This is a genomic window from Afipia sp. GW823-FHT06G09 (assembly GCF_058794875.1).
Genome location: NZ_JBXAHF010000001.1, coordinates 414,622 through 440,556, shown reverse-complemented (window position 1 = coordinate 440,556; position 25,935 = coordinate 414,622). Strand labels below are relative to the sequence as shown.

The window sequence follows — 25,935 nt, the reverse complement described above, 5'->3', positions numbered from 1 at the left end:
AGCCATGATGCAACCAAAGAAGACGAAGTTCCGGAAGGCGCATAAGGGCCGTATCCACGGCGTCGCCTCGTCGGGCGCGACGTTGGCCTTTGGCCAGTTCGGCCTGAAGGCGATGGCGCCAGAGCGCATCACGGCGCGTCAGATCGAAGCCGCGCGCCGCGCGCTGACCCGTCACATGAAGCGTGCCGGCCGCGTCTGGATCCGCGTGTTCCCGGATCTGCCGGTGTCGAAGAAGCCCGCCGAAGTGCGAATGGGCTCGGGCAAGGGTACGCCTGAGTTGTGGGTTGCCCGTGTCAAGCCCGGCCGTCTCATTTTCGAGATCGACGGCGTGACCCAGCAGACCGCGAAGGAAGCGCTGTCGCTCGCCGCCGCCAAACTGCCGATCAAGACGCGCTTCGTTGCGCGCATTGCGGAGTAACGATCATGGCCCAACTCAAAATCGAAGACATCCGCGCGATGAGCCCCGATCAGATGGACGAAGCCGTCCTCAATCTGAAGAAGGAGCGGTTCAACCTGCGCTTCCAGCGCGCCACCGGGCAGCTCGAGAACACCTCGCGCCTGCGTGAAGCTCGCCGCGATATCGCACGCATCAAGACCATCGCCGCGCAGAAGCGCGACGGCAAGAAGTAAGGGGCGAAAGATGCCGAAGCGTACTCTCCAGGGCGTCGTCGTCAGCGACAAGCAGGACAAGACCATTGTCGTGCGTGTCGACCGCCGCTTCACCCACCCGATCTACAAGAAGACCATTCGCCGGTCCAAGAACTACCATGCGCATGACGAGAACAACCAGTTCAAGGCAGGCGACACGGTCTGGATCGAAGAAAGCAAACCACTCTCGAAATTGAAGCGCTGGACGGTTGTTCAGAGCGACAAGAAAACAGCTTAAGCGCAACTTCGCGCATCAGAAAGAGGACGAGGTGCATCAATGATTCAGATGCAGACCAACCTCGACGTGGCCGATAATTCCGGCGCGCGCCGTGTCATGTGCATCAAGGTTCTTGGAGGCTCCAAGCGCCGCTATGCAACGGTGGGCGACATCATTGTCGTCTCGATCAAGGAAGCCATTCCGCGTGGAAAGGTGAAGAAGGGCGACGTGATGAAGGCCGTCGTCGTTCGCGTTGCGAAGGATATTCGCCGCGCTGACGGCTCCGTCATCCGTTTCGACCGCAACGCGGCTGTGTTGATCAACAACCAGTCCGAGCCGGTCGGCACCCGTATCTTCGGGCCGGTGCCGCGCGAGCTGCGCGCCAAGAACCACATGAAGATCATCTCGCTTGCGCCGGAGGTGCTGTAATGGCTGCCAAGATCCGCAAGGGTGACAAGGTCATCGTTCTGAACGGCCGCGACAAGGGCCGGACCGGCGAAGTGTTCGAGGTGCGTCCGTCGGACAACGTCGCGCTGGTGCGCGGCGTGAACCTGGTGAAGCGTCACCAGAAGCAGACGCAGGCACAGGAAGGCGGCATCATCTCGAAGGAAGCCCCGATCCACCTGTCGAACATTGCGCTCGTCGGCAAGGACGGCAAGCCGACCCGCGTCGGCTTCAAGATCCAGAAGGACGGCACCAAGGTGCGCATCGAGAAGCGCTCGGGAGCAGAGATCAATGGCTGAGACCGCATACGTTCCGCGCCTGCGCGCGCAATTCGACAAGGAAATCCGCGGCAAGCTGGTTGAGCAGTTCGGTTACACGAACGCTCTGCAGGTGCCGGTGCTCGAGAAGGTCGTGCTCAACATGGGCATCGGCGAAGCCGTCAACGACCGCAAGAAGGTCGAGCTGGCTGCTGCCGATCTCGCGCTGATCGCCGGCCAGAAGCCGGTCGTCACGCATTCGCGCAAGGCGATCGCGACCTTCAAGCTGCGTGAAGGCCAGGCCATCGGCGCCAAGGTGACGCTGCGCAAGTCCAAGATGTACGACTTCGTCGACCGTCTTGTGAACATCGCGCTGCCTCGCGTCCGCGACTTCCGCGGCCTCAATCCGAAGAGCTTCGACGGCATGGGCAATTACTCGCTCGGCCTCAAGGAGCATCTGGTGTTCCCGGAAATCGACTACGACAAGTCGGGCGAGACCTGGGGCATGGACATTACGATCTGCACCACCGCGACCACGGATGACGAGGCGCGCGCGTTGCTGATCGCATTCAATTTTCCGTTCCGGCAGTGAGACACTGAACTAGTCAGCGTCTCAAACGCGGAAAGGTATGGAGACTACTCGTATGGCGAAGAAAAGTTCAGTCGAGAAGAATAACCGGCGTCAGAAGATGACGAAGAACGCTGCTGCCAAGCGCGCTCGCTTGAAGGCGATCATCGCCGACAAGAACAAGCCGATGGAAGAGCGTTTCGCGGCGACGATCAAGCTTGCCGAGATGCCGCGCAATTCGTCGGCGACCCGCGTTCATAACCGCTGCGAAATCAGCGGCCGGCCTCACGCGGTCTATCGCAAGACCAAGATGAGCCGCATCGCGATCCGTGATTATGGCTCGAAGGGCCTGATCCCGGGCCTCGTGAAGTCAAGCTGGTAAGGGGAGGGTCGGACATGTCTACGCACGATCCCATCAGCGATCTCATCACCCGCATCCGCAACGCGCAGATGCGCAACAAGTCCAAGGTTTCGACCCCGGGCTCGAAGATGCGCGCCAACGTTCTCGAAGTGCTGAAGACCGAGGGTTACATCCGCGGCTACGCAGCGGTCGAGCATGCCGGCGGCCACAACGAGCTGGAAATCGAACTGAAGTATTTCGACGGCGAGCCGGTCATCAAGGAGATCGAGCGCGTGTCGAAGCCGGGTCGCCGGGTCTACGCGTCGGTGAAGAACCTGCCGCGTGTTCGCAACGGCCTTGGCATCTCGGTTCTGTCGACGCCGAAGGGAATCATGGCTGACCACGACGCGCGTGACGCGAACGTGGGCGGCGAAGTTCTCTTCACGGTGTTCTAAGGAAGGAAGATCAATGTCACGCGTAGGCAAAAAGCCCGTCGCGATCGCCTCCGGCGTCACCGCGAACATCGAAGGCCAGACCGTCAAGATGAAGGGCCCGAAGGGCGCGCTTCAGTTTGTCGTGCATGACGACGTTTCGGTCGAGATGAAGGACGGTGCGATCACCGTTGCGCCGCGCTTCGAGACCAAGCGCGCGCGTTCGCTGTACGGCACCGCTCGCGCCCAGATCGCGAATCTGGTCGAAGGCGTCACCAAGGGCTTCGAGAAGAAGCTGGAAATCACCGGCGTCGGTTACCGCGCCGCGTTGCAGGGCAAGAACCTGCAGCTCGCGCTCGGCTACAGCCACGACGTGATCTATCCGATCCCGGAAGGGATCACGATCACCGTGCCGAAGCCGACCGAAATCACCATCGTCGGCAACGACAGCCAGCGCGTCGGCCAGGTCGCCGCCGAGATCCGCAGCTATCGTCCGCCGGAGCCCTACAAGGGCAAGGGCGTGAAGTACGCCAACGAATTTATCTTCCGCAAGGAAGGCAAGAAGAAGTAACGGAGCCGGTCATGTCGAAACTCAAGGTCACGAATGCCCGGCGCAAGCAGCGCGTACGTCTTGCGCTGCGCCGGACGGCGAACGGGCGTCCGCGCCTGTCGGTGTTCCGCTCGTCGAAGCACATCTACGCTCAGGTCATCGACGACCTGAAGGGCGAGACGCTGGCTTCGGCCTCGTCGCTGGAAAAGACGATGCGCGATGCCGGCAAGACCGGCGCGAACATCGATGCAGCGAAGGCCGTCGGCAAGCTGCTTGCCGAGCGCGCCGTGAAGAACGGCGTGAAGGAAGTGGTTTTCGACCGTGGTGGCTATCTCTACCACGGCCGCGTCAAGGCGCTCGGCGAAGCCGCGCGCGAGAGCGGTTTGAGCTTCTAAGCTCAGCCTTTGAAATTGGTTTGAACGGACACAAGGTCAGAGGCGAGAGCCTCACAAGGATTGGAAAACACCATGGCAGGTGAACGCGAACGCGGTGGACGCGAGCGGGGCGGTCGGGATCGGGAAGAGCGCGACAGCGAGTTCGTCGACAAGCTCGTCCACATCAATCGTGTGGCGAAGGTCGTCAAGGGCGGCAAGCGCTTCGGTTTCGCGGCTCTGGTCGTCATCGGCGATCAGAAGGGCCGGGTCGGGTTCGGCCACGGCAAGGCCCGCGAAGTGCCTGAAGCGATCCGCAAGGCGACCGAGTCCGCCAAGCGCAACCTGACGCGCGTCGCTCTGCGCGAAGGCCGCACCCTGCATCACGATATTGCTGGCCGTCATGGCGCTGGCCGCGTCTATCTGCGCGCCGCTCCTGCCGGTACCGGCATCATCGCAGGCGGCCCGATGCGCGCCGTGTTCGAGACGCTCGGCATCCAGGACGTGGTAGCGAAGTCGATCGGCTCGTCGAACCCCTACAACATGGTTCGCGCGACGTTCGATGCGCTCAAGCACCAGGATTCGCCGCGTTCGGTTGCAAACCGCCGCAACATCAAGGTTTCCACATTGCAGTCCCGCCGTGTCGGCGGCGACGCGGAAGCTGTCGCGGAATAACTAGGGCATGATCCGGAAAAGTGGTCTTCCGGTTTTCCGATAAGATCATGCCAGTCTGAAAAGACGTTTTGGAGTTAGGACAATGGCCAAGGCCGCAACGAAAACCATCAAGGTCGAGCAGACGGGTAGCCCGATCCGCCGTCAGGCCGCGCAGCGTGCGACGCTGATCGGTCTGCGTCTCAACAAGATCGGCCGTGTCGCTGAGTTGCAGGACTCGCCTGCGGTTCGCGGCATGATCGACCGGGTCAAGCACCTCGTTCGCGTCGTCGACGAGAAGTAAGGAAGCAAGCGATGAAGCTCAATGAGATCGCCGACAACAGCGGCTCGCGCAAGAAGCGCATGCGCGTTGGCCGTGGCATTGGCTCCGGCAAGGGTAAGCAGGCAGGCCGCGGCGGCAAGGGCCAGACCGCGCGTTCGGGCGTGCGCATCAAGGGCTTCGAGGGCGGCCAGATGCCGCTGCATCGTCGTCTGCCGAAGCGCGGCTTCAACAACATCTTCCGGCTCGACCTGACCGAGGTCAATCTCGACCGTCTTCAGGAAGCCATCGATGCCAAGAAGCTCGATGCGAGCGCGACCGTCAACGCGGAGGCGCTGGTGAAGTCCGGACTGCTGCGCCGTTCGAAGGACGGCGTCCGGCTGCTCGGCCGGGGCGAACTGAAGGCCAAGCTCAACGTCGAAGTGCACGGCGCGACCAAGTCCGCGATCGAGGCAGTCGAGAAGGCCGGCGGTACGGTGAAGATCCTGGCGCCGGCGAAGGACGCAGCCGCGCAGAAGGCTGCTGCCAAGAAGCCGAACAGGAAGGCTTCGTAAGGTTCGGCCGATCCCGCCTTTGTGACCGGCACCTGCGGCAAGGCTTCCTATATGGTCTTGCGAAGTCTTTAAAATCGCAGGTGGCGGGTCCATTAAGGCTCGGTACTGACGAATAGAAGGATCGGAGCCTCGGATGGCCTCTGCAGCGGAACAACTGGCGGCAAACCTCAACTTCTCGGCATTCGCCAAGGCTGACGAACTCAAGAAGCGCATCTGGTTCACACTGGGTGCGCTGCTTGTTTATCGGCTGGGCACTTACATTCCGCTGCCGGGCATCGATCCCAACATCTGGGAGCAGGTGTTCAAGTCGCAGGCCGGCGGCATTCTCGGCATGTTCAACATGTTCGCCGGCGGCGGCATCCACCGCATGGCGATCTTCGCGCTGAACATCATGCCGTACATCTCGGCATCGATCATTCTTCAGCTGCTGACCACGGTGTCGCCTCAGCTCGAAGCCCTCAAGAAAGAGGGCGAGTCGGGCCGCAAGATCATCAATCAGTACACCCGCTATCTGACCGTCGTGCTTGCGACGTTCCAGGCCTACGGCATCGCCGTCGGACTTGAGGGAGCGGGCAACGTCGTGTCCGATCCCGGCATGTTCTTCCGCATCTCGACGGTGATCACGCTGACCGGCGGCACCATGTTCCTGATGTGGATCGGCGAGCAGATCACCTCGCGCGGCATCGGCAACGGCATCTCGCTGATCATCATGGCCGGCATCGTCGCCGAACTGCCGTCGGCAATCGCCGGCACCCTCGAGCTCGGCCGTCAGGGTGCGCTGTCCACGTTCCTGATTCTTGCGATCATCATCATGGCCGTCGCGGTCATCATGCTGATCGTGTTTGTCGAGCGCGCGCAGCGCCGCCTGCTGATCCAGTATCCGAAGCGCCAGGTCGGCAACAAGATGTTCGAGGGCCAGTCCTCGCATCTGCCGCTTAAGCTCAACACCGCGGGCGTGATTCCGCCGATCTTCGCGTCGTCGCTGCTGTTGCTGCCGACCACGATCGCGAGCTTCAACGCCGGGAAGGGACCAGAGTGGTTCCAGTGGCTGACCACACAGCTCAGCCACGGCCGTCCGCTGTTCCTCGTTCTCTATCTCGGCATGATCGTGTTCTTCGCGTTCTTCTACACGGCGATCGTGTTCAACCCGACCGAGACCGCCGACAATCTCAAGAAGCATGGCGGCTTCATTCCGGGCATCCGTCCAGGCGAACGCACCGCCGAGTACATCGACTACGTGCTGTCGCGCATCACCGTGATCGGCGCGATCTATCTGGCGGTCGTCTGTCTGATCCCGGAAATTCTTATTTCTTACGCGTCGGTGCCGTTCTATCTCGGCGGTACGTCGCTGCTGATCGTCGTCAGTGTGACGATGGATACGGTCGCCCAGGTGCAGGGCTATCTGCTCGCGCACCAGTACGAAGGGCTGATCCGTAAATCGAAACTAAGGGGCCGCCGTAAATGAGGTTGATTCTTCTCGGGCCGCCGGGGGCGGGCAAGGGAACGCAGGCGCAACGACTGGTTCACAAGCACGGTATCGTTCAGCTCTCCACCGGAGAGATGCTGCGTGCTGCTGTGGCAGCCGGAACACCGATCGGCCTCAAGGCGAAGGACATCATGGCCAGCGGCGCGCTGGTGCCTGATGACGTCGTGGTCGGGATTATCGCCGACCGCATCGAGGAGCCGGACGCGAAGAAGGGCTTCATCCTCGACGGCTTTCCGCGCACCGTGCCGCAGGCGCAGGCGCTGGACGAACTGCTGAAGAAGAAGCACCTCAAGCTCGACGCGGTTGTCGAACTGCGCGTCAACGAGAGTGCGTTGCTCGAGCGGGTCGAAACCCGTGTCGCGCAGATGCGCGAGCGTGGCGAAGAGGTCCGTATCGACGATACGCCGGAGGTGCTCTCGAAGCGCCTCGCCAGCTACCGCGCCCAGACCGAGCCGCTGGTTCACTACTACTCGGAGAAGCGCAAGCTCATCACCATCGACGGCATGATGACCATCGAGCAGGTGACGGCGGCGATCAACCGGGTGCTGGCGGCGCTGGAAGCCGATTCGGTGGCCAAGGCGGAGAAGAAGGCCGCGACCCGGAAGTCCTCCAAGACCGGGAAGACGGGCGGCAAGGCCAAGGGCGCCAAAAAGGCGGTCAAAAAGGCTGCCAAGAAAGTCGCCAAGGCACCCGCCAAAAAGGCCAAAAAAGCCGCCAAATCGGCGGGGAAGGCCTCCAAAGGCGGGAAAAAGACCGCCGCCAGGACCAAAAGCCGGTCCGGCGGAACCAGGGCGGCGAAGACCCGAAAGACAACCCCGAAAGTGGCCAAAAAGGCCACGAAAAAGAGCGCCAAAGCCGCCAAGCGGTTGACGAAACGCCGCTAAATACATTAATAAGCCCGCATCCAGTCGGATAGTTCAGACGATGCCGGGCCCCGAAAGAAAAGTGGGGAGGGCGTCGTGTTTGCGTTTGTGAACACCCGCCCGACGCCAGAGACCTAACAACGACAAGCTGTCCGGAGCGGATGGCGACAGGAGCGAAGACCGTGGCCCGTATTGCAGGCGTCAACATTCCGACCAACAAGCGCGTTCTGATCGCGCTTCAGTACATTCATGGCATCGGCCAGAAGAACGCCGCGACCATCGTGGAGCAGCTCAAGATTCCGGCTGACCGCCGCGTCTCGCAGCTCACCGACGCGGAAGTTCTGCAGATCCGCGAAATGATCGACCGCGACTTCCTGGTCGAGGGCGATCTGCGCCGCGAAGTCGGCATGAACATCAAGCGCTTGATGGACCTCGGCTGCTACCGTGGCCTGCGTCATCGCCGCGGCCTTCCGGTGCGCGGTCAGCGGACCCACACCAATGCGCGCACGCGCAAGGGTCCGGCCAAGGCCATCGCTGGCAAGAAGAAGTAATTTCGTTTCGACCACTGAACTGATCCGGCTCGCGAGGGCCGGATGATCACCTGAAATTCCCCAGCGTCTGGAATCACGGACGCGCTTGAAGGAAGAGAAGAGACCAAATGGCTAAAGATGCTACCCGCGTACGTCGCCGTGAACGCAAGAACATCGCATCCGGCATCGCGCACGTAAATTCGTCGTTCAACAACACCACCATCACCATCACCGACGCGCAGGGCAACACCATTGCCTGGTCGTCGGCTGGAACGATGGGCTTCAAGGGATCGCGCAAGTCGACTCCGTACGCGGCTCAGGTTGCCGCCGAAGACGTGTCGAAGAAGGCGCAGGAACACGGCATGCGCACGCTGGAAGTCGAAGTCGCGGGTCCGGGTTCGGGCCGTGAATCGGCTCTGCGCGCATTGCAGGCCGCGGGCTTCACCGTCACCTCGATCCGTGACGTGACCACGATCCCGCACAACGGTTGCCGTCCGCGCAAGCGCCGGCGCGTCTGATTGTTTGGACTGCCGCGGGCGATATGCGCCCGCGTTGTTTTTGAGATGCGATGACGCGGGTCGCTCCCGCGCCGCCAGACCTCCAACGCCAGTGATTTTGATGGCATGGGTGAACAAGTGACGATCCAGAAAAATTGGCAAGAACTCATTCGTCCGAACAAGCTCAACGTGACGCCTGGTTCGGATCCGACCCGTTTCGCAACCGTCGTCGCAGAACCGCTCGAGCGCGGCTTCGGCCAGACCCTCGGCAACGCGCTGCGCCGCGTGCTGCTGTCGTCGCTGCAGGGCGCTGCCGTGCAGTCGGTCCACATCGACGGCGTGCTGCATGAATTCTCCTCGATCGCCGGCGTGCGCGAGGACGTGACCGACATCGTGCTGAACGTGAAGGATATCTCGATCAAGATGCAGGGCGAAGGCCCGAAGCGCATGGTCGTGAAGAAGTCGGGTCCGGGCGTCGTCACCGCCGGTGACATCCAGACCGTCGGCGATGTCGTCGTTCTGAACCCGGAGCTTCAGATCTGCACCCTCGACGAGGGCGCTGAAATCCGCATGGAGTTCACCGTGAACTCCGGCAAGGGCTACGTCGCTGCCGAGCGCAACCGTCCGGAAGACGCGCCGATCGGCCTGATCCCGGTCGACAGCCTGTTCTCGCCGGTCCGCAAGGTCTCCTACAAGGTCGAGAACACCCGCGAAGGCCAGATCCTCGACTACGACAAGCTGACGCTGACCATTGAAACCAACGGCGCGATTTCGCCGGACGACGCGCTCGCTTACTCGGCGCGCATCCTGCAGGATCAGCTCAACGTGTTCGTCAACTTCGAGGAGCCCCGCAAGGAGGTTGCCGCCGAGATCATTCCGGATCTCGCCTTCAACCCTGCGTTCCTCAAGAAGGTCGACGAACTCGAACTGTCGGTTCGTTCGGCCAACTGCCTGAAGAACGACAACATCGTCTACATCGGCGACCTTGTGCAGAAGTCGGAAGCGGAAATGCTCCGCACTCCGAACTTCGGCCGCAAGTCGCTGAACGAAATCAAGGAAGTGCTCGCCCAGATGGGTCTGCACCTCGGCATGGAAGTGCCCGGTTGGCCGCCGGAGAACATCGACGAGCTGGCCAAGCGCTTTGAAGACCACTACTGAGCGAAACCGGCGCGAGGGCAGGGCGATCCTTCGCTCGCGCTGATTGTTACCCGGGCGAACGCAGGCAGCCCACCTGAGCAACATGTCCGACGAACCGTCGCGGCAACTGACTAGAGGACTATCATCATGCGTCACGGCAAGGTTCATCGGAAGCTCAACCGCACTGCGGAGCATCGCAAGGCGATGTTCGCCAACATGTGCGCCGCGCTGATCAAGCACGAGCAGATCGTGACCACTCTCCCGAAGGCGAAGGAGCTTCGCCCGATCGTCGAGAAGCTGGTTACGCTTGGCAAGAAGGGCGGTCTCGCGCTGCGCCGTCAGGCGATCGGCGAGATGCGCGATGTCGATCAGGTCAAGAAGCTGTTCGACGTTCTGGCGCCTCGCTACAAGGATCGTCAGGGCGGTTACACCCGCATCATCAAGGCCGGCTTCCGCTACGGCGACAATGCGCCGATGGCCGTGATCGAGTTCGTCGACCGCGACGTCGATGCCAAGGGCCAGGATTCGGGTCCGGTGCAGGAAACAGCGTCGGAAGCGGCGTAAGCCTCATCCCTTCGAGAATTCAAAAGCGGCGCCTTGTGCGCCGCTTTTTTATTGCGTGGATGTTTCCTCAAGGGACACGATGCCATGAATCGGCGGACACGCGCGGGGACTGGCCTGTGAGCGCTGCTGCACCTACCTGAACCGGACAGGAGCAAACAGATGAAAATCGATCTTTCAGGCACTACCGCAATCGTAACCGGCTCGACCGGAGGCATCGGGCTGGCTATCGTCCGTGGACTGGCCGGCAGCGGCGCCAGCGTCGTGGTCAACGGCCGCACCCAGGCCAAGGCGGACGCGGCGGCAGCGGCCATCGTCAAGGCGGTGCCGGGCGCCAAGGCGCGGGGCGTCGCAGCGGACGTGTCCACCGCCGAGGGCTGCGCCAGGCTCGTCGCTGCGGCTCCGGATGCCGATATTCTCATCAACAACGCAGGCATCTTCGAGCCGAAGGACTTTTTCGATATTCCCGATGCGGACTGGACCCGTTTTTTCGAGGTCAACGTGATGTCCGGTGTGCGGCTGTCGCGCGCCTACATGCCCGGAATGCTGAAGCGCAACTGGGGCCGCATCGTTTTCATCTCGTCGGAATCCGGACTGAACATCCCAAAGGAAATGATCCAGTACGGCGTCAGCAAGACGGCGCAGCTTGCCGTCTCGCGCGGGCTCGCGGAACTGACCAAGGGCACCAACGTCACGGTCAACTCGGTGCTTCCGGGGCCGACCATGTCGGAAGGTGTCGAGACGTTCGTGAAGGATCTGGCGAAGCAGAACGGCCAGTCGGTGGACGAGGCGGCCGCGCAGTTCGTCAAGCAGCACCGCGGAACGTCATTGATCCAGCGATTCGCGAGCGTCGACGAGATCGCCAACATGGTGGTCTATGTCAGTTCGCGCGAAGCGTCGGCCACCAACGGCGCGGCGTTGCGCGCCGAAGGCGGCATCATCCAGACCATTGCGTGAGCCACCGTCGTGATGCGGGCGAATGATTCCCGATTTGCGGGATCATTCAGAAAGATATTCTCCCGAGACGTCGTGTCGCACGCCTAAACCATGCGAATAGCGGCGTTGTCACACGACTGTAACGTCACTGTCGCATTAATGCGGCCATGCTCATGGCTGCAATGCAACAAGCTGGCTCGTCTTGTCCGCGACATTTGTCGCTTTAAATCAAGCGAATACGGCACGACTTTCAATGATCGGCTGACGTCATCGTGTGGACGACTGTTTTGGATGAAAAACCCGCCAACCTCCTGTCTCCTCGTTTCGAGCCGGGCGGCTGGATGCAGTGGCCCGACAACGAGGATTACAGCCTTCAGTTCATGCGCGTGCTGGGGTCTGCGCAGGAGGGCGGCAGCACGGTTTCGGAATGCTTCCTGACGGCGGGCCGTATTGCAGCCGGCGATGACGAGAGCTGGTACCGCGCCTGGAAGGCGATTGCCGACATCAACAAGGAGCGGGGCGACCTCGCCCAGGCGGCCGGAAACATTCCGTCCGCCCGCAGCAACTGGCTCCGGGCATCGAACTACTACCGCACATCGGAAGTCTTTCTGAAGCTGGATGACGTCCGGCGCGGGGAAGCGCTGGAGCAGATGCGGACCTGCTCGCATCGAGTGGTCACGCATCAGCCGCAGGGAGGCGAACTTGTTCGCATTCCCTGTTTCGAGAGCGGCTACGTCGAAGCCTATTATCTGCCGGCGCCCGGTTCGGATTCGCGGAAGCCCGCCGTTGTCTGCGTCGGCGGGCCGGGACATTTCAAGGACGAGCATCTGCATACGTTGCTGCGGCAGGCCCATGCGCGAGGACTGTCGCTGCTGCTGGCCGACCTGCCCGGGCAGGGCGCATCGCCCAGAATCAAGGGGCTGGTGCGCTATGAAATCGAAACGGCGATCAGTTGCTGCGTGGATTACCTGATCGCGCGCGGCGACGTCGACGAGCGGCGGATCGCGATTTTCGGCGACGGTCTGGGCGCCGCCTTTGCGTCACGCGCAGCCGATCTCGACGACCGGTTTGCGGCCGCTGTTTGCGATGCCGGCATGTGGGACATGCATGAGCGCGTGATTGCCGAGCAATGGATGTCAGGCGACGACGGCAAGGACGCCATCGGCGAAGAGATCCGCAGAATGCAGCGTCATGGCGGCGTCACGAGCATCAAGTGTCCGATCCTCATGACGTTCGGGGAGCACGACTGGCTCGACATCCGCCATGCCAGCAAGCTGTGCGATGCGCTGAGGGAAGAGGGCGCGGACGTGACGCTGAAGGTGTTCTCCGCCACTGAAACGGCCGCGGCTCACGGGCAGACCGACAATCCCACTATCGGCCGCGAATACATCTTCGACTGGATTTCGGCACGGTTCGCCATCGCTGCTGTGCCATTAAGCGCGTGAGCGTCACAGCTCCGCGGCGAGCACCTGCGCGGCCTTCGCGACGCGCTCTTTCATCGTTGAGAGTTTGGCGTTCAGGTCGCGCATCGTCTGATCGGAGAAATCCGCATAGACGAGATTGTCGGCGACGACCTGCCGCGAATAGAGATTCGCGATCTGCTTGTGCGCCTTGTCGGTCAGCGACATCAGAACGACTCGCGCATCTTCCTTCGATGCGACACGGCGCATGAAGCCGTGCTTCTCCAGGCTTTTCGTCTGGGTGGTCACGAACGACGGATCGACATGAAGCTTTGTCGAGACCTCGCGGACGGAAATTCCCTTGCCTTGGTCGAGATCGTTCACCGCCATCAGGATCAGCCACTGCGGACAGGTGATGTCCAGCATGCGCGCCCAGATGGAGCGAACTTCTTCAAGGTGGGTGTTGATTGAAATGATATTCCAGACGAACTCGCGAAGCAGGGCGTCATCGAGTCCGCGTCCGTGCGCGTTGCGCGGATCAGCAAGATGACCGGTAGATGAAAGTTTCTTGGCGGGAGTTCTGCCGGCCATTCAAATCTGCCTTGCGCGAGGAATGTAGGAAATTATGTCAGCATTTGCCTCTTTGCAATCGCTGCGCGTGTTCATCCAGCTGACATGATGTTGCGGAGAAAGCACATGATCCTGGTCAAATAAAAGCATGAGTAAATCAATTATTGTAATCACCTGATCCTTGAAGGCATTGTCGCCCTGTCAGCCGGAGACGTCGGGTGACTCGTTGGTGGCATTGCCCGGAAGGCAAGGCAACCGGCGGTAAGCGGGGATCAAGGGGCTGATTGGGGTGGCTAGCGCCACGGGAAGCGGACCTTTCCTCAATTGAACAATTTTGGAGGTTTTATGAGCAAGATTAAGAGCCTTATCCTGGGTTCGGCGGCCGTACTGGCTGCTGCCTCGGGTGCACAGGCGGCTGATCTTCCCGTCAAGGCGAAAGCGGTCCAGTACGTGAAGATCTGCTCCCTGTATGGAGCTGGTTTCTACTACATCCCTGGCACCGACACCTGCATCAAGCTGGGCGGCTACGTTCAGCTCGACGTGACACTCAACGGCAGCGCCCACGGTCAGCCGGCCTGGAACAACAGCGCCAACACCGGCCTGCAGAACCGGTCGTCGGACGCTTTCGTGACCCGCACCCGCGCTCAGCTCAACATCGACACCCGCACCGCGAGCGAGTGGGGTGTTGTCCGCACCTACTGGGCGAGCAACTTCCAGCACACCTCGGGTGACGGTCCGTCCTCCGGCGTCCTCACGATGGACTACGGCTTCGTTCAGTTCGCCGGCTTCACCTTCGGTAAGGCCGTCTCGGTGTTCCAGACCCCATGGGGCGCGAACCCGGTCAACGTGAACACCTCCAACCTGATCGGCGGCTACGACAACTCCACCGGCATCACCCAGGTTGCCTACACCTGGCAGTTCGGTAACGGCCTGTCGGCGTCGGTCGCTGTTGAAGACAACCGCGTCATCAACCGCGCTCCGCTCTACAACGGTGCGGTTATCCCGGGCAACGCGACCCTTTTCACGGGTGCTTTCGCCAACGCTGCTGGCGGCCAGGTTTCGCCTGACTTCGTCGGCAACATCCGCCTCGACCAGGCTGCCTTCACCGCCCAGCTGTCGGGTGGCGTGCACAACATCCACGCTGGCTACTACGGCACGACCGAGCCGACCGGCCATCCGAGCGATGAATGGGGCTTCGCGATCCAGGGCGGCATTCAGCTGAAGAACCTGCCGACCGGACCGGGCGACAAGCTGTCGTTCAGCGCGATCTACACCGACGGCGCTCCGAAGTATGTGATCGGCGGCACCACCGGCAACAGCTTCGATGCCTTCAACAACGAGGGTGCCAGCCCGGCGTTCTATCAGTCGTTCGCTGTGGCCACGCTGCTCGACGGCGTCTACACCACCGGCGGCTCGATCCAGAAGACCAAGGTCTGGGGCGTGCAGGGCGGCTTCGAGCACAACTGGAGCCCTGAGTGGCAGACCGGCGTGTTCGGCAGCTACACCAACGTCGACTACAACGACACGGCGTCGGCGATCCTGCTTACCGGTTACGCTCCTGCGCTCGTCGCGGGCAGCACCTTCAACCCGGACTTCAAGATCTGGCAGGTCGGTTCGCGCACCGCGTGGACTCCGGTCAAGAACCTGACGCTCTCGGGCGAAGTGCTCTACACCACGATCGACCAGAGCAGCACCGGCGGCGTCACCGCCACTGCTGCCGGCAACGCCGGTCTCTTCAAGCCAGCTGGCAACTACGAGTTCAAGGATCAGGGCATCCTGTCCGGCAGCTTCCGCGTCCGCCGCACCTGGTAATCGCCTGACGGCGACTATCACCTGAACAAGGAAACCCCGGCAGGAAACTGCCGGGGTTTTTCTTTTGCGCATCGGAAGCGGAAAGCGTTTGCGGGATGACCATGTCTGAGCTGAGGCGGGCGCAGCGCGATTGCCGAGATCGAACAAACAGATGCCGCGTCGCACACGCAAACGTGACGGGAGATATGCATTCCGATTGTTTGACTAAATAAGGTAATTGAGGCATGTTCCAGTCACAGCGCGACGATCAAGTCGTCGCTGCTTGATTGCGGATACACCAGTTTTTCTCAGAAAATCTCCCGACCTCCGGCAATGCCCTGCCGGAGGTTTTTATTTTGAGCGACAGGAAGACGCGCTGTGCGCGTTACCAGCCTTCCAGCACCAGCTTGCCGGTGGAGCGTCCGCCTTCCAGCAGTGCGTGGGCCTGCTTCAGATTCGCCGCGTTGATCTTGCCGAGCACCTTGTCGAGCGTGGTGCGCAGCACGCCGTTCTCGATCAGGCTGGCGACGTCATCCAGCAGCTTGTGCTGCGCGATCATATCGTCGGTCTGGAACGATGAGCGCGTGAACATCGATTCCCAGTGCAGCGACACCGCCTTGCCTTTGAGGAGATTGACATTGAGCGCCGCCGGATCGTCGATCAGCCCGATCTTGCCTTGCGGTGCGACGACGTCGGCAAGTGCCGCGAAGTGCTGGTCGGTGTTGGTGAGGGCCGCGATCAGCGCAACTGGCGGGCTTTTCAGCGCGGCGATCTGATCCTTTATCGGCTTCGAATGATCGATCACGTGATGCGCGCCGAGCTCAAGACACCACTTGCTGGATTCGGGACGTGACGCGGTAGCGACGACGGTGAGTCCGGTCAGCCGCCGCGCGAGCTGAATCAGGATCGAACCGACGCCGCCGGCGCCGCCGATGATCAGCAGCGTGCGCGGATCGACGCTCTTTCCCGGTGCAACGCCGAGGCGATCGAACAGCAGTTCCCATGCCGTGATGGAGGTCAGGGGCAGGGCGGCCGACTGCGCGAATGACAGCGTCTTCGGTTTGTGGCCGACGATCCGCTCATCCACGAGATGAAATTCCGAGTTGGTTCCCTGGCGCTGGATCGAGCCGGCGTACCAGACTTCGTCGCCCGGCTTGAACAGCGATACATCGGCGCCGACAGCGTCGACCACACCAGCGGCATCGAAGCCGAGAATCTTGGTCTCGCCTGCGGGCGGTTCTGCGCGCTTGCGGACCTTGTAGTCCACAGGGTTGGCGGAAATCGCTTTCACCGCGACGCGGATGTCGCGTCCTGTCGGTTCGGGCTTCGCGATCTCGAAATCGAACAGCGCCTCTGCCGCATCGATCGGCAGTGACTTCTTGTAACCTACGGCCTTCATTGTTCTTGCTCCATCTGGACCATTGTGGTCGCCGCGACTTACCTGTCGCGCTTAGGCCATATTTGCAAGTACTGTCATTTCAGGGATATAGTCACCGTTCGGATACTATTGGAATTCAACCCATGAAACGACAGGATTTCGGCTGCGCTCCGGGCTGTTCGGTTGAGGTCACGCTCGATCTGATCGACGGCAAGTGGAAGGGCGTCATTCTCTATCACCTGCAGGAGGGACGGCTACGTTTCGGCGAACTGCGCAAGAAGCTGCCCCGCATCACCCAGCGGATGCTGACCAAACAGCTTCGGGCCCTTGAGGAGGATGACCTGATCGTCCGCAAGGTGTATGCGGAGGTTCCGCCCCGGGTGGACTATGAACTCTCCGAGACGGGCCAGCGGCTGCGGCCGGTGATTGATGCACTCAAGGCGTGGGGCGATGCAAATCGCGCCCGGGTCGATGCCGCATTGGAAAACAAGGCTGCGGGAGCAAAGAAGACCCAACCACAATCGGACGCTGCATCGCGTTCCCCAAAGCGGCCCAAGGCGGCGTGACATCGTTTCCTGCTGCACCGGGCGCGACTACATCTTTGACATCAAGTTCAGGATTGCTTTCATGACCGTTATCCGTGCGCTTTCCGCGCTTATCGTTTCGTCCGTCCTTGCCGCACCAGCGCTGGCGCAGGATCGCGTCGTTCCGCAATCGCCAGCGCAGCTTCGCTTCTCTTATTCGCCGATCGTTCAGCGCGTACAGCCGGCAGTGGTGAACGTCTACGCCGCCAAGATCGTGCAGAACCGCAACCCGCTGCTCGACGATCCGGTGTTTCGCCGTTTCTTCGGCGTGCCGGGCAATCAGCCGGAACAGATGCAGCGCTCGCTGGGCTCGGGCGTCATGGTCGATGCGTCGGGTCTCGTGGTCACCAACAACCACGTTATCGAAGGCGCGGATCAGGTGAAGGTCTCGCTCTCCGACAAGCGCGAGTTCGAGGCCGAGATCGTGCTGAAGGACAGCCGCACCGATCTGGCGGTGCTGCGCCTGAAGGATACCAAGGAAAAATTCCCGGTGCTCGAGTTCTCGAACTCCGACGATGCGCTGGTCGGCGACGTGGTGATCGCCATCGGCAATCCGTTCGGCGTGGGACAGACGGTGACCCATGGCATCATCTCGGCGCTGGCGCGCACACAGGTTGGCATCACCGACTATCAGTTCTTCATCCAGACCGACGCGGCGATCAATCCCGGTAACTCAGGCGGCGCGCTGGTGGACATGACCGGCAAGCTGGTCGGCGTGAATACCGCGATCTTCTCGCGCTCCGGCGGCTCGCAGGGCATCGGCTTTGCCATTCCGGCCAACATGGTGCGCGTTGTCGTCGCCTCGGCGAAGGGCGGCGGCAGTGCGGTGAAGCGTCCGTGGCTCGGTGCACGCCTGCAGGCGGTGACTCCGGAGATCGCCGAGACGCTCGGGCTGAAGCGTCCGACTGGCGCGCTGGTGGCGAACATCTCTGAGGGGAGTCCGTCAGCGAAGGCCGGATTGAAATTGTCCGATCTGATCGTGTCCATCGATGGCCAGGTCGTCGACGATCCGAATGCGTTTGACTATCGCTTCGCGACACGTCCGCTCGGCGGGACGGCGCAGGTCGAGGTGCTGCGCGGCGGCAAACCGGTCAAGCTCTCGGTCGCACTGGAAACCGCGCCGGACACCGGCCGCGACGAACTCGTCATTAAAGCGCGTTCGCCGTTCCAGGGTGCGAAGATCGCCAACATCTCGCCGGCGCTGGCGGACGAGCTGAAGCTCGACAGCAGCATCGAGGGCGTGGTCGTGACCGATTTGCCCGACGATGCCATCGCGGCTAATGTCGGATTCAAGAAGGGCGACGTGATCGCCGTCGTGAACGGTCAGAAGATCGGCCGGACCAGGGATCTCAACAAGCTCGCCACCGAAGGCTCGCGGCTCTGGCGTATCACCGTGATCCGCGGCGGCCAGCAATTGTCCGTTGTGCTCGGGGGATGAGTCCGAAGCGACCACAGCCTTCCGCGAACCTCTTCGCCGCCGCCGGCATGGAGCAGGACGCACCGCGTCCGCTTCCTGACAAGCTGCGGCCGAGGACGCTTGCCGATGTGGTCGGGCAGGATCACATCCTTGGACCTGATGGTGCGCTGACGCGGATGCTGGAGACGCGCACGCTGGGCTCGCTGGTGTTCTGGGGACCGCCGGGCACCGGCAAGACCACGGTGGCGCGTCTTTTGGCCGATGCGACCGAACTGGAGTTCGAGCAGATTTCCGCGGTGTTCTCCGGCGTTGCCGATCTCAAGAAAGTGTTCGATGCCGCGCGTGCCCGCCGCGAGATGGGCAAGGGCACGTTGCTGTTCGTGGACGAGGTGCATCGCTTCAACCGCGCGCAGCAGGATTCGTTTCTGCCGGTGATGGAAGACGGAACGGTGGTGCTGGTCGGCGCCACCACCGAAAATCCGTCGTTCGAACTCAACGCGGCGCTTCTGTCGCGCGCGCGGGTGCTGGTGTTTCACTCGCTCGATGTTGCTGCAGTGGAAAAGCTTTATGCTCGCGCGGAAGCGGTTGAAGGCAGGAAGCTGCCCCTCGACGCTGAAGCCCGCGCCGCGCTGGTGCGGATGGCGGACGGTGACGGCCGCGCCGCGCTGACACTGGCGGAGGAAGTCTGGCGTGCCGCGCGCCGGGACGAGATTTTCAACGCCGCGCAGTTGCAGGAGATTCTCCAGCGCCGCGCGCCGATCTACGACAAGTCCGCTGACGGTCATTACAACCTGATCTCGGCGCTGCATAAGTCCGTGCGCGGCTCAGATCCCGATGCCGCACTCTATTATCTCGCGCGGATGCTGGACGCGGGCGAAGATCCACTGTTTCTGGCGCGGCGTGTGGTGCGCATGGCGGTGGAGGACATCGGCCTGGCGGATCCGCAGGCGCTGGCGATCTGCAACGCCGCCAAGGACGCCTATGATTTCCTCGGCAGCCCGGAAGGCGAACTCGCCATCGCGCAGGCGGTGATCTATCTCGCTACCGCGCCGAAATCCAACGCGGGCTACGTGGCCTACAAGGCGGCGATGCGCACGGCGAAGGAGGGCGGTTCGCTTTTGCCGCCGAAGCACATTCTCAATTCGCCGACAAAGCTGATGGAAGCCGAAGGTTACGGCGCGGGCTATCAGTATGACCACGATATGCCCGACGCGTTCTCCGGGCAGGACTACTTTCCCGAAGCGCTCGGCCGCCAGACGTTCTACGATCCACCGGACCGCGGCTTCGAACGCGAGATTCGCAAGCGGCTCGATTACTGGGCCAAGCTGAGAAAAGACAGATCATCATGAGCCGCCGTTTCAGAAAACCTCTCGCCAAGAAGTCCGAGCGCGGCGACAAGCGCGGCCCCGCGAAGCGTGGGGCCGACAAGCGGGACTCTGGCAAGCGTGCTTCGGGCAAGCCCGGTTCAGGCAAACCGTTGTTCGGCGAGCGCGGATCGGAGAAGCGCGGTCCGGCGTCCGCAGGCAAGTTTGCGTTGCGTCCGCCGGTGCGTGAAGCGCGTCCCGAGCCGGTCAGGGAAGAGAAGCCCGCGCCGCCGCCGTTGCCGACGAAGGTGCAGACCGTTGTCGTCACGGCCGACGAAAACAACATGCGTGTGGATCGCTTCCTCGAGCATCGCTTCCCCGGCCTGTCGTTCTCCCATATCCAGCGCATCGTCCGCAAAGGCGAGTTGCGCATCAACGGCAAGCGCGCGGACAGCAAGGACCGGCTGGAAGAAGGTCAAAGCGTGCGCATTCCGCCGCTGAAGCTCGATGCACCGAAGGCCGGCGGCGAATTGTCCGAAGCCGCGAGCAAGACGCTCGACGAATTGCGCAAGATGATCCTGTTCGAGGACGATGACCTGATGGTGCTCAACAAGCCCGCCGGTCTCGCGGTGCAGGGCGGTTCGGGCATGACCAAGCATGTCGACCAGATGCTGGAAGCGATGCGCGACGCCAAGGGACAGAAGCCGCGTCTGGTCCATCGTCTCGACCGCGAAACGTCCGGCTGTCTTTTGATCGCCAAGACGCGCTTTGCGGCGAGCGCGCTGACCGGTTCGTTCCGCCATCGTTCCGCGCGCAAGATCTACTGGGCGCTGGTGGCGGGTGTGCCGAAACCGAAGCAGGGGCGCATCTCCACTTATCTCGCCAAGGAAGAGAGCGAGGAAGATTCCATCATGCGCGTCGCCGCCCATGGCGACGAGGGAGCGGCGCATGCGGTAACTTATTATGCCGTGGTGGAGGCCTCGGCGCAGAAGCTGGCCTGGGTGTCGCTGAAACCTGTCACCGGGCGCACTCACCAGTTGCGCGCGCACATGGCGCATATCGATCACGCCATCGTCGGCGATCCGAAATACTTCAACAAGGAAAACTGGGAACTGCCCGGCGGTATCCAGAAGCGGCTGCATCTTCTGGCACGGCGCATCGTGATCCCGCATCCGCGCGGTGGATTCATTGACGTGACTGCGCCCTTGCCACCGCACATGCTGCAATCGTGGAATCTGCTCGGCCTCGAGGCCGATCGCTTCGATCCGATCGAGAACGCGCCGGAGGAGTGATCACGCGAGGGTGATCCTCTTGCTGCCGCTGTCCGGGATAACGATATGATCGTGATGAAGAGAACCACATTCGCAATCGTGCTCGCGCTGTCGGCGCTGGCGTCCGGCGTCGCGCAGGCGCAGCTCTATCCGCCGGGCGGCGTCGGCGCGCAGCCTGTCATTCCGTTCCCGGTCGCACCGCCGGCGCCTCCGCCGCCGCCGATTGTGGTGCCGACCGTACCGCAGATGAATTCGCCGCCGCCGTTCGCGCTGCAGAACACCACGCCGGGCCGCGTCGTGCAGGACACGCCGCCGAAGCCAGTGTTGAAGCGTGACCGCCGTCCGTCATTCAGCGACCGCGTCGCGCGCTGTCTTGACGACGGCGCGGCGTGGGGGCTTAACCCAAATCAGCGCGCGGCCTATTCGCGCCAGTGCGCGAACCAGTAGAGTAGATGGATGCGCGAACTGTTCGATGAGGTTGCCGGCAAGTCACCGCTCGATCCGCGCGAGGCTTCGCGCAAGTCGTCGCGCACACCGCTGCGCAAGCGCTTCTACACCAGCGCGGGCGTTGCCGAAGGCCCCGATGGTTTTGGGGTCACGCTCGACGGCAAGCCGGTCCGCACGCCGGGGCGCAATCCGCTGGCTGCGCCGACGCGCGATCTCGCCGAGGCGATGGCGGCGGAGTGGGACGCCCAGACCGACGACATCGATCCGATGGCGATGCCGCTGACGCGCCTCGCCAACAGCGTGATTGATGGCGTCGCCGGAAATGTGCAGGCTGTGGCCGACGATGCTGCGAAATACTTCGAGACCGATCTTTTGTTCTACCGCGCCGGTTTTCCCGACGCGCTGATCGCGCGGCAGGCCGAACACTGGGACCCGGTGCTGCGCTGGGCCGCCGATGATCTTGGCGCGCATTTCATTCTCGCCGAGGGCGTAATCCATGTGGCGCAGCCGGAAACGGCCGTCGCCGCTGCGCGCAGTGCGCTGCCGACGGATGCGTGGCCGGTCGGCGCCTTCCATGTCGCAACCACACTGACCGGCTCGGCGCTGCTCGCGCTGGCGCTCAAACACGGCGTGCTGGATGCGGCGCAGGTCTGGGCGGCTGCCCATGTGGACGAGGACTGGAATCGCGAGAAGTGGGGCGCGGACGAGGAAGTCGACGCCCGGCGCGCATCGAAGTTCAGGGATTTCGAGGCCGCCGCGAAGGTATTGAAGGCGCTTCCTTAACGCATAAGCCTCTCCACGATGGTTTCGGTTAACGAGAGGTTTACGACGCTGGGCTAGCTTGGCGGCCGAACAAGGCCTCCATCATGTCGATCGCCATCAATCCCGTGTTTCCGGTTGTCGCTGCCCAGCCCGCGGCGGCGGTTGCGTTGCAGCCGGGCACCGTGATCGACGCGACCGTGCTCAAGCAGCTCGATGCCAATCTGGTCCGCATCGCGATTGCGAACCTGACTATCGAAGTGCTGTCCGAAGTGCCGTTGCAGCCGGGACAGTCGCTGCAACTGGCGGTGTCGCAGACGCCGCAGGGTGTGCGGCTTCAGATCGTGCCGGGCGAGGGCGCGGCGCCATCGAGCGTCTCCACACCATCATCCGCCGGTGCGGCCGCAAAGGCCGATACCGTCAGCGTGCCGAAAGCCGATGTGCCCGTGCAGGCCGCAGCCGCAGGCCGCGTGCTGACCAATCTTGAAGCGCTTGCGGTTTCGGCAGCAGTGCAGAGCGCCGCGGCGCGGCAGGGCAGCCTCTCGCCGCTGTTCGCAAATCTCGGCGTTGCGGCGTCATCGCCGACGCTGCCGCAAACGCTGCAACAGGCCGCGGCGCAACTGCTCGCGCAGCGCACGCCGCTTGGTGAGAATCTGACGGGCGACGCGCTGAAAACCGCATTCCGCAATTCCGGACTGTTCCTCGAGCAAAGTCTCGCATCATCGCAGACTTCCGGTGGCCCCGACCTCAAGGCCGCGCTGATTGTATTCCGCCAGACCGTCGCATCGTGGCTCGGCACGGCGGCAGCACAGGAGTCCGCAGCTGCGCCGCAGCCAGCCACTGTGCCGCCATCCGCGTCGCCGCCGCTCGCGCCGAACATGGAAGGTGATGTTTTGCTGCCGCAAGCCGCAGCGCGTATCTCCGAGGACGCGGCCGAACTCGATGGAAAAATTCGCATCTACGCGCCGAACGAACCGCTGCCGACGGCGGCGAACCGCGCAGCCGCAGCCAGCGCGGGGCTGACCGCATTGCAGGAAGTCTTGCAGGCATTTCCGAAAGGCGTCCAGGACGAGGTGGCGAAGCTTCTCAATGCGGAAACCCATGCAGGCGTCACCCGCATGCAGGTGGATGACGATGCGATTGCGCGCACCAATGTTCCGCCGCCGCCGTTTCGCGGCTCGGAAACCGCCGCGCAGTCCGTTGCGCTGCCATCGCTCGCGCCGGACGACGCGCCGGTCGCGGTCGCTCATCGCCTGATGGAGGATGCCGACGCTGCTTTGGCGCGGCAGACGCTGTTGCAGGCGGCCTCGTTGCCGCTGGATGTGCCCGGCGTCCGCAACGATCCGACCGTGCCGCGCTGGAATTTCGAGATTCCATTTGCGACACCACAGGGCACCGCAGTGGCGCAGTTTGAAATATCCCGCGACGGTGCTTCGAGCGAGGCGGAAGCGGCCAGCCGCGCCTGGCGGGCGCGGTTCTCGCTCGATGTCGAGCCGACCGGACCGGTGCATGCGCTGGTGTCATTGAGCCATGGAAGAACGTCGGTGCGGATGTGGGCCGAGCGGCCTGCCACTGCGGCGCAGCTCCGCATCAATGCGCCGCAACTGTCGCATGCGCTGCGCGAAGCAGCGCTTGAGCCGGGAGACATCGTGATCGGCGAGGGCGCGCCGCCCAAAGCTGCACCGCCGCCGGCAGGACATTTTCTGGATCGCGCGCTGTGAGCATCGATATCAAAAACCGTCTCGCGGTCGCGCTGCACTACGACAAGAAGGGTGCGCCGCGCGTCGTCGCCAAGGGCAAGGGCACGCTCGGCGAGAAGATCATCGAAATCGCCAAAGAGAACGACATTCCCATTCAGGAAAATGAAGTGCTGGCGGGCGCGCTGTCCAATGTCGAACTCGGCGACGAGATTCCCGCCGAGCTTTACAAGGGCGTCGCGGAGGTCCTGATTTTCGTCATGCGGCTGACGGGACGGTTGCGCTAACCGAAGTTAGCACAGAAGCTTACGCATTCGACGCATGCTTCGCGCGCCACTTCGGACCCGGACCGCGCATATAGTGGTCCTCCGGGCGATACCGTGTGGCAAATCGGCCGCCCAACAGCAGGGCTGCAAACAGCTGGCTGAAAAATTTCATGTCCGCACCTATCGAGCGTTCAAGGGAAACAGGTGCGCTGTCAGTCATAGGAAATCGAGATCGTTCGCCGCCCGAAGTTATGTGTTTTCTATATAAAGGGATGTCCGGATGGTATTCGGTGCCGCATGAATTCGGCCCCGCTCGTCAAACCGATTTACGACTGCCGCCCTAGTAAGGGCGTGATTTTTTCGGAACACGTTCCGGCCTTCGAAATCATGCCTTCAGGAGCCTCCCTTGCTGTCCCGCCGTCATGTCTTGTCGCTTGCCGCCGCTGCGGCCGTTATCCCCGTACCTGCGTTCGCCACGGGCGTGCCGCGATATGAAGTCCGCAAGAATTTGCAGAAGTATTTCAACGACGACGGCACCGTTGGCGCTTTCGCGGCATTCCGGGCCGACGATCAGCAGGTGATCGCCAGCGACAATTCCCGCGCCCGCGAGGCTGTCCTTCCGGCGTCCAGCTTCAAGATTGCCAATTCCGTCATTGCGCTGGAAACCGGCGTCGTCACCGATCCGGACAAGGACATCTTCAAGTGGGATGGCGTGACGCGCAGCATTCCCGAATGGAACAAGGACCACACCTTGCGCACCGCCATCGCGGCCTCTGTGGTGCCGGTCTACCAGCAGATCGCGCGGCGCATCGGCGCGAAGCGGATGCAGACGTATGTCGATGCGTTCGAGTACGGCAACCGCAACATCGGCGGCGGCATCGATCGCTTCTGGCTGACGGGTGACCTGCGTATCTCGCCGCTGGAGCAGATCGCATTCGTGGACAAGCTGCGGCGGCGGACGCTGCCGGTGTCGAAGCGCGCGCAGGATTTGACTGCGGACATTCTGCCGGTGACGAAGGCGGGCGACAGCATCATCCGCGCCAAGACGGGCCTGATCGGCGTCGATGACAGGACAGCGGTCGAGGGTGTGAAGGCGAGCCTCGGCTGGCTGGTCGGCTGGGCCGAGAAGGGCCGTGCGCAGACCGTGTTCGCGCTGAACCTCGACATCCGCGAGGACAAGCACATCGCCAGCCGGATGAAGATCGCGCAGCAATGCCTCAGCGACATAGGAGCCATCTGACACTTTGTCCGGTTTTGCGCCCGCGCGAAACCGGCTAGGCTCGCGTCAATTCAAAAGAACAATGAGCCCAGGGAGTGAGTTGATGTCCTCTTCAGCAGCCGCGAAAATTGCGCCGACCTCGTCGTGGAAAGACCTCGCCACGCGCTATAACGCCGCGTGGAATGCCCACGACGTTGCAGCGATCATGGCGTTTCATGCCGACGACACCAGCTATCAGCGCCACGGCAGCCCGAAGGTCTACAAGGGCAAGGAGTCGGTCGCCGAGCAATTCGGCAAGGACATCTCCGGATTGCCGGGCATCAAGTTCGAGCCGGTCGCGCTCTACGGCAGCGACGATCATTTCGTCTCGGAATCGATTCTGACCGCGACCTCAGCCGACGGCAAGCCGGTGACCATGGAACTGGTCGACGTCATTACGCTCCGCGACGGCAAGGTGGTGCACAAGTCGAGCTACTTCGTTCAAAGCCGCCCGCCGAAGGCGTGAGGGTTT

Annotated in this window: 34 protein-coding genes; 32 read left to right on the top strand and 2 right to left on the bottom strand. The window is 62.4% G+C overall.

Annotated elements, in window-relative coordinates:
• Nucleotides 1-4 precede the first annotated feature (4 nt).
• From rplP to AC1Q67_RS02105, 21 genes are all read left to right on the top strand, one after another.
• On the top strand, nucleotides 5-418 hold the full coding sequence (gene rplP, locus AC1Q67_RS02205) for a 50S ribosomal protein L16 (RefSeq protein WP_024575004.1): 414 nt from the start codon (nucleotides 5-7) through the stop codon (nucleotides 416-418).
• Nucleotides 419-423: 5 nt separating this feature from the next.
• Nucleotides 424-630 (top strand): 50S ribosomal protein L29, encoded by a 207-nt coding sequence (rpmC, locus tag AC1Q67_RS02200; RefSeq protein WP_492235360.1) that lies wholly within the window; start codon nucleotides 424-426, stop codon nucleotides 628-630.
• 10 nt (nucleotides 631-640) lie between these two features.
• Nucleotides 641-886 carry a 30S ribosomal protein S17 gene (gene rpsQ / locus AC1Q67_RS02195; RefSeq protein WP_006021061.1) on the top strand — a complete coding sequence of 82 codons (246 nt, stop codon included), beginning with the start codon at nucleotides 641-643 and terminating at the stop codon, nucleotides 884-886.
• Between the two features lie 39 nt (nucleotides 887-925).
• Nucleotides 926-1,294, top strand: coding sequence for a 50S ribosomal protein L14 (gene rplN, locus AC1Q67_RS02190; RefSeq protein WP_002712291.1), 369 nt, complete (start codon nucleotides 926-928; stop codon nucleotides 1,292-1,294).
• Nucleotides 1,294-1,608: a 50S ribosomal protein L24 gene (gene rplX / locus AC1Q67_RS02185; protein WP_024575005.1), complete on the top strand. Its 315-nt coding sequence runs from the start codon at nucleotides 1,294-1,296 to the stop codon at nucleotides 1,606-1,608. Before rplN ends, rplX begins: the two co-directional genes overlap by 1 nt.
• The gene (gene rplE, locus AC1Q67_RS02180) at nucleotides 1,601-2,158 is read left to right on the top strand and encodes a 50S ribosomal protein L5 (protein ID WP_024575006.1); all 558 of its coding nucleotides are present in this window, start codon (nucleotides 1,601-1,603) and stop codon (nucleotides 2,156-2,158) included. Before rplX ends, rplE begins: the two co-directional genes overlap by 8 nt.
• A 52-nt stretch (nucleotides 2,159-2,210) precedes the next feature.
• On the top strand, nucleotides 2,211-2,516 hold the full coding sequence (gene rpsN, locus AC1Q67_RS02175; RefSeq protein WP_006021058.1) for a 30S ribosomal protein S14: 306 nt from the start codon (nucleotides 2,211-2,213) through the stop codon (nucleotides 2,514-2,516).
• Nucleotides 2,517-2,530: 14 nt separating this feature from the next.
• Nucleotides 2,531-2,929, top strand: coding sequence for a 30S ribosomal protein S8 (gene rpsH, locus AC1Q67_RS02170; protein ID WP_006021057.1), 399 nt, complete (start codon nucleotides 2,531-2,533; stop codon nucleotides 2,927-2,929).
• Nucleotides 2,930-2,942: 13 nt separating this feature from the next.
• On the top strand, nucleotides 2,943-3,476 hold the full coding sequence (gene rplF / locus AC1Q67_RS02165) for a 50S ribosomal protein L6 (RefSeq protein WP_024575007.1): 534 nt from the start codon (nucleotides 2,943-2,945) through the stop codon (nucleotides 3,474-3,476).
• Nucleotides 3,477-3,487: 11 nt separating this feature from the next.
• Nucleotides 3,488-3,850 (top strand): 50S ribosomal protein L18, encoded by a 363-nt coding sequence (gene rplR, locus AC1Q67_RS02160; RefSeq protein WP_006021055.1) that lies wholly within the window; start codon nucleotides 3,488-3,490, stop codon nucleotides 3,848-3,850.
• A 72-nt stretch (nucleotides 3,851-3,922) separates the two neighbouring features.
• A complete protein-coding gene (gene rpsE / locus AC1Q67_RS02155) occupies nucleotides 3,923-4,501 on the top strand; it encodes a 30S ribosomal protein S5 (protein WP_006021054.1) in 579 nt (192 codons plus the stop codon).
• A gap of 82 nt (nucleotides 4,502-4,583) precedes the next feature.
• Complete coding sequence (rpmD, locus tag AC1Q67_RS02150; protein WP_024575008.1) at nucleotides 4,584-4,781, top strand: 50S ribosomal protein L30; 198 nt, start codon at nucleotides 4,584-4,586, stop codon at nucleotides 4,779-4,781.
• Between the two features lie 11 nt (nucleotides 4,782-4,792).
• A complete protein-coding gene (gene rplO / locus AC1Q67_RS02145; protein WP_024575009.1) occupies nucleotides 4,793-5,311 on the top strand; it encodes a 50S ribosomal protein L15 in 519 nt (172 codons plus the stop codon).
• Between the two features lie 133 nt (nucleotides 5,312-5,444).
• On the top strand, nucleotides 5,445-6,776 hold the full coding sequence (secY, locus tag AC1Q67_RS02140) for a preprotein translocase subunit SecY (protein ID WP_024575010.1): 1,332 nt from the start codon (nucleotides 5,445-5,447) through the stop codon (nucleotides 6,774-6,776).
• Complete coding sequence (locus AC1Q67_RS02135; protein ID WP_492235362.1) at nucleotides 6,773-7,681, top strand: adenylate kinase; 909 nt, start codon at nucleotides 6,773-6,775, stop codon at nucleotides 7,679-7,681. Before secY ends, AC1Q67_RS02135 begins: the two co-directional genes overlap by 4 nt.
• 161 nt (nucleotides 7,682-7,842) lie before the next feature.
• Nucleotides 7,843-8,211: a 30S ribosomal protein S13 gene (rpsM, locus tag AC1Q67_RS02130; protein ID WP_006021049.1), complete on the top strand. Its 369-nt coding sequence runs from the start codon at nucleotides 7,843-7,845 to the stop codon at nucleotides 8,209-8,211.
• Between the two features lie 107 nt (nucleotides 8,212-8,318).
• Nucleotides 8,319-8,708, top strand: coding sequence for a 30S ribosomal protein S11 (gene rpsK / locus AC1Q67_RS02125; RefSeq protein ID WP_002712278.1), 390 nt, complete (start codon nucleotides 8,319-8,321; stop codon nucleotides 8,706-8,708).
• Between the two features lie 105 nt (nucleotides 8,709-8,813).
• Nucleotides 8,814-9,845 carry a DNA-directed RNA polymerase subunit alpha gene (locus AC1Q67_RS02120; RefSeq protein WP_006021047.1) on the top strand — a complete coding sequence of 344 codons (1,032 nt, stop codon included), beginning with the start codon at nucleotides 8,814-8,816 and terminating at the stop codon, nucleotides 9,843-9,845.
• 126 nt (nucleotides 9,846-9,971) lie between these two features.
• Nucleotides 9,972-10,388, top strand: a complete 417-nt coding sequence (rplQ, locus tag AC1Q67_RS02115) for a 50S ribosomal protein L17 (RefSeq protein ID WP_492235363.1) — start codon at nucleotides 9,972-9,974, stop codon at nucleotides 10,386-10,388.
• 159 nt (nucleotides 10,389-10,547) lie between these two features.
• Nucleotides 10,548-11,342, top strand: coding sequence for an SDR family NAD(P)-dependent oxidoreductase (locus tag AC1Q67_RS02110; RefSeq protein ID WP_492235364.1), 795 nt, complete (start codon nucleotides 10,548-10,550; stop codon nucleotides 11,340-11,342).
• A 266-nt stretch (nucleotides 11,343-11,608) separates the two neighbouring features.
• Nucleotides 11,609-12,766, top strand: a complete 1,158-nt coding sequence (locus AC1Q67_RS02105) for an alpha/beta hydrolase family protein (RefSeq protein ID WP_492235365.1) — start codon at nucleotides 11,609-11,611, stop codon at nucleotides 12,764-12,766.
• A gap of 3 nt (nucleotides 12,767-12,769) precedes the next feature.
• Here AC1Q67_RS02105 and AC1Q67_RS02100 read toward each other — a convergent pair whose 3' ends face one another.
• Nucleotides 12,770-13,312 carry a MarR family transcriptional regulator gene (locus AC1Q67_RS02100; RefSeq protein ID WP_024575016.1) on the bottom strand — a complete coding sequence of 181 codons (543 nt, stop codon included), beginning with the start codon at nucleotides 13,310-13,312 and terminating at the stop codon, nucleotides 12,770-12,772.
• 324 nt (nucleotides 13,313-13,636) lie between these two features.
• Between AC1Q67_RS02100 and AC1Q67_RS02095 the strand changes: the two genes are divergently transcribed.
• Nucleotides 13,637-15,103 carry a porin gene (locus tag AC1Q67_RS02095; RefSeq protein WP_492235366.1) on the top strand — a complete coding sequence of 489 codons (1,467 nt, stop codon included), beginning with the start codon at nucleotides 13,637-13,639 and terminating at the stop codon, nucleotides 15,101-15,103.
• 364 nt (nucleotides 15,104-15,467) lie between these two features.
• On the opposite strand, the gene AC1Q67_RS02090 is transcribed toward AC1Q67_RS02095, so the two are convergent.
• Nucleotides 15,468-16,481, bottom strand: coding sequence for a zinc-binding alcohol dehydrogenase family protein (locus tag AC1Q67_RS02090; RefSeq protein ID WP_492235367.1), 1,014 nt, complete (start codon nucleotides 16,479-16,481; stop codon nucleotides 15,468-15,470).
• A gap of 122 nt (nucleotides 16,482-16,603) precedes the next feature.
• Here AC1Q67_RS02090 and AC1Q67_RS02085 point away from each other — a divergent pair, with 122 nt between their 5' ends.
• From AC1Q67_RS02085 to AC1Q67_RS02040, 10 genes are all read left to right on the top strand, one after another.
• Nucleotides 16,604-17,026 (top strand): winged helix-turn-helix transcriptional regulator, encoded by a 423-nt coding sequence (locus AC1Q67_RS02085; RefSeq protein ID WP_492235368.1) that lies wholly within the window; start codon nucleotides 16,604-16,606, stop codon nucleotides 17,024-17,026.
• Nucleotides 17,027-17,087: 61 nt separating this feature from the next.
• On the top strand, nucleotides 17,088-18,482 hold the full coding sequence (locus AC1Q67_RS02080) for a DegQ family serine endoprotease (RefSeq protein ID WP_492235369.1): 1,395 nt from the start codon (nucleotides 17,088-17,090) through the stop codon (nucleotides 18,480-18,482).
• On the top strand, nucleotides 18,479-19,810 hold the full coding sequence (locus AC1Q67_RS02075) for a replication-associated recombination protein A (RefSeq protein ID WP_492235370.1): 1,332 nt from the start codon (nucleotides 18,479-18,481) through the stop codon (nucleotides 19,808-19,810). The genes AC1Q67_RS02080 and AC1Q67_RS02075 overlap by 4 nt, the downstream gene beginning before the upstream one ends.
• Nucleotides 19,807-21,057 carry an RluA family pseudouridine synthase gene (locus tag AC1Q67_RS02070; protein ID WP_492235371.1) on the top strand — a complete coding sequence of 417 codons (1,251 nt, stop codon included), beginning with the start codon at nucleotides 19,807-19,809 and terminating at the stop codon, nucleotides 21,055-21,057. Before AC1Q67_RS02075 ends, AC1Q67_RS02070 begins: the two co-directional genes overlap by 4 nt.
• Nucleotides 21,058-21,102: 45 nt before the next feature.
• Complete coding sequence (locus AC1Q67_RS02065; protein WP_492235372.1) at nucleotides 21,103-21,483, top strand: hypothetical protein; 381 nt, start codon at nucleotides 21,103-21,105, stop codon at nucleotides 21,481-21,483.
• A gap of 9 nt (nucleotides 21,484-21,492) precedes the next feature.
• Complete coding sequence (locus AC1Q67_RS02060) at nucleotides 21,493-22,266, top strand: ATP12 family chaperone protein (protein WP_492235373.1); 774 nt, start codon at nucleotides 21,493-21,495, stop codon at nucleotides 22,264-22,266.
• Nucleotides 22,267-22,349: 83 nt separating this feature from the next.
• Nucleotides 22,350-23,963 carry a flagellar hook-length control protein FliK gene (fliK, locus tag AC1Q67_RS02055; RefSeq protein WP_492235374.1) on the top strand — a complete coding sequence of 538 codons (1,614 nt, stop codon included), beginning with the start codon at nucleotides 22,350-22,352 and terminating at the stop codon, nucleotides 23,961-23,963.
• A complete protein-coding gene (locus tag AC1Q67_RS02050) occupies nucleotides 23,960-24,226 on the top strand; it encodes an EscU/YscU/HrcU family type III secretion system export apparatus switch protein (RefSeq protein WP_006021030.1) in 267 nt (88 codons plus the stop codon). The genes fliK and AC1Q67_RS02050 overlap by 4 nt, the downstream gene beginning before the upstream one ends.
• 385 nt (nucleotides 24,227-24,611) lie before the next feature.
• Nucleotides 24,612-25,445 (top strand): class D beta-lactamase, encoded by an 834-nt coding sequence (gene blaOXA / locus AC1Q67_RS02045; RefSeq protein ID WP_492235375.1) that lies wholly within the window; start codon nucleotides 24,612-24,614, stop codon nucleotides 25,443-25,445.
• Between the two features lie 82 nt (nucleotides 25,446-25,527).
• Nucleotides 25,528-25,929: a nuclear transport factor 2 family protein gene (locus AC1Q67_RS02040; RefSeq protein WP_492235376.1), complete on the top strand. Its 402-nt coding sequence runs from the start codon at nucleotides 25,528-25,530 to the stop codon at nucleotides 25,927-25,929.
• Nucleotides 25,930-25,935: the final 6 nt, after the last annotated feature.

Bases quoted from the DNA above. Each gene is read 5' to 3' on its own strand.
- rplP (WP_024575004.1), top strand. From the start codon at position 5: ATGATGCAACCAAAGAAGACGAAGTTCCGGAAGGCGCATAAGGGCCGT.
- rpmC (WP_492235360.1), top strand. From the start codon at position 424: ATGGCCCAACTCAAAATCGAAGACATCCGCGCGATGAGCCCCGATCAG.
- rpsQ (WP_006021061.1), top strand. From the start codon at position 641: ATGCCGAAGCGTACTCTCCAGGGCGTCGTCGTCAGCGACAAGCAGGAC.
- rplN (WP_002712291.1), top strand. From the start codon at position 926: ATGATTCAGATGCAGACCAACCTCGACGTGGCCGATAATTCCGGCGCG.
- rplX (WP_024575005.1), top strand. From the start codon at position 1,294: ATGGCTGCCAAGATCCGCAAGGGTGACAAGGTCATCGTTCTGAACGGC.
- rplE (WP_024575006.1), top strand. From the start codon at position 1,601: ATGGCTGAGACCGCATACGTTCCGCGCCTGCGCGCGCAATTCGACAAG.
- rpsN (WP_006021058.1), top strand. From the start codon at position 2,211: ATGGCGAAGAAAAGTTCAGTCGAGAAGAATAACCGGCGTCAGAAGATG.
- rpsH (WP_006021057.1), top strand. From the start codon at position 2,531: ATGTCTACGCACGATCCCATCAGCGATCTCATCACCCGCATCCGCAAC.
- rplF (WP_024575007.1), top strand. From the start codon at position 2,943: ATGTCACGCGTAGGCAAAAAGCCCGTCGCGATCGCCTCCGGCGTCACC.
- rplR (WP_006021055.1), top strand. From the start codon at position 3,488: ATGTCGAAACTCAAGGTCACGAATGCCCGGCGCAAGCAGCGCGTACGT.
- rpsE (WP_006021054.1), top strand. From the start codon at position 3,923: ATGGCAGGTGAACGCGAACGCGGTGGACGCGAGCGGGGCGGTCGGGAT.
- rpmD (WP_024575008.1), top strand. From the start codon at position 4,584: ATGGCCAAGGCCGCAACGAAAACCATCAAGGTCGAGCAGACGGGTAGC.
- rplO (WP_024575009.1), top strand. From the start codon at position 4,793: ATGAAGCTCAATGAGATCGCCGACAACAGCGGCTCGCGCAAGAAGCGC.
- secY (WP_024575010.1), top strand. From the start codon at position 5,445: ATGGCCTCTGCAGCGGAACAACTGGCGGCAAACCTCAACTTCTCGGCA.
- AC1Q67_RS02135 (WP_492235362.1), top strand. From the start codon at position 6,773: ATGAGGTTGATTCTTCTCGGGCCGCCGGGGGCGGGCAAGGGAACGCAG.
- rpsK (WP_002712278.1), top strand. From the start codon at position 8,319: ATGGCTAAAGATGCTACCCGCGTACGTCGCCGTGAACGCAAGAACATC.
- AC1Q67_RS02120 (WP_006021047.1), top strand. From the start codon at position 8,814: ATGGGTGAACAAGTGACGATCCAGAAAAATTGGCAAGAACTCATTCGT.
- rplQ (WP_492235363.1), top strand. From the start codon at position 9,972: ATGCGTCACGGCAAGGTTCATCGGAAGCTCAACCGCACTGCGGAGCAT.
- AC1Q67_RS02110 (WP_492235364.1), top strand. From the start codon at position 10,548: ATGAAAATCGATCTTTCAGGCACTACCGCAATCGTAACCGGCTCGACC.
- AC1Q67_RS02100 (WP_024575016.1), bottom strand. From the start codon at position 13,312: ATGGCCGGCAGAACTCCCGCCAAGAAACTTTCATCTACCGGTCATCTT.
- AC1Q67_RS02095 (WP_492235366.1), top strand. From the start codon at position 13,637: ATGAGCAAGATTAAGAGCCTTATCCTGGGTTCGGCGGCCGTACTGGCT.
- AC1Q67_RS02090 (WP_492235367.1), bottom strand. From the start codon at position 16,481: ATGAAGGCCGTAGGTTACAAGAAGTCACTGCCGATCGATGCGGCAGAG.
- AC1Q67_RS02085 (WP_492235368.1), top strand. From the start codon at position 16,604: ATGAAACGACAGGATTTCGGCTGCGCTCCGGGCTGTTCGGTTGAGGTC.
- AC1Q67_RS02080 (WP_492235369.1), top strand. From the start codon at position 17,088: ATGACCGTTATCCGTGCGCTTTCCGCGCTTATCGTTTCGTCCGTCCTT.
- AC1Q67_RS02075 (WP_492235370.1), top strand. From the start codon at position 18,479: ATGAGTCCGAAGCGACCACAGCCTTCCGCGAACCTCTTCGCCGCCGCC.
- AC1Q67_RS02070 (WP_492235371.1), top strand. From the start codon at position 19,807: ATGAGCCGCCGTTTCAGAAAACCTCTCGCCAAGAAGTCCGAGCGCGGC.
- AC1Q67_RS02065 (WP_492235372.1), top strand. From the start codon at position 21,103: ATGATCGTGATGAAGAGAACCACATTCGCAATCGTGCTCGCGCTGTCG.
- AC1Q67_RS02060 (WP_492235373.1), top strand. From the start codon at position 21,493: ATGCGCGAACTGTTCGATGAGGTTGCCGGCAAGTCACCGCTCGATCCG.
- fliK (WP_492235374.1), top strand. From the start codon at position 22,350: ATGTCGATCGCCATCAATCCCGTGTTTCCGGTTGTCGCTGCCCAGCCC.
- AC1Q67_RS02040 (WP_492235376.1), top strand. From the start codon at position 25,528: ATGTCCTCTTCAGCAGCCGCGAAAATTGCGCCGACCTCGTCGTGGAAA.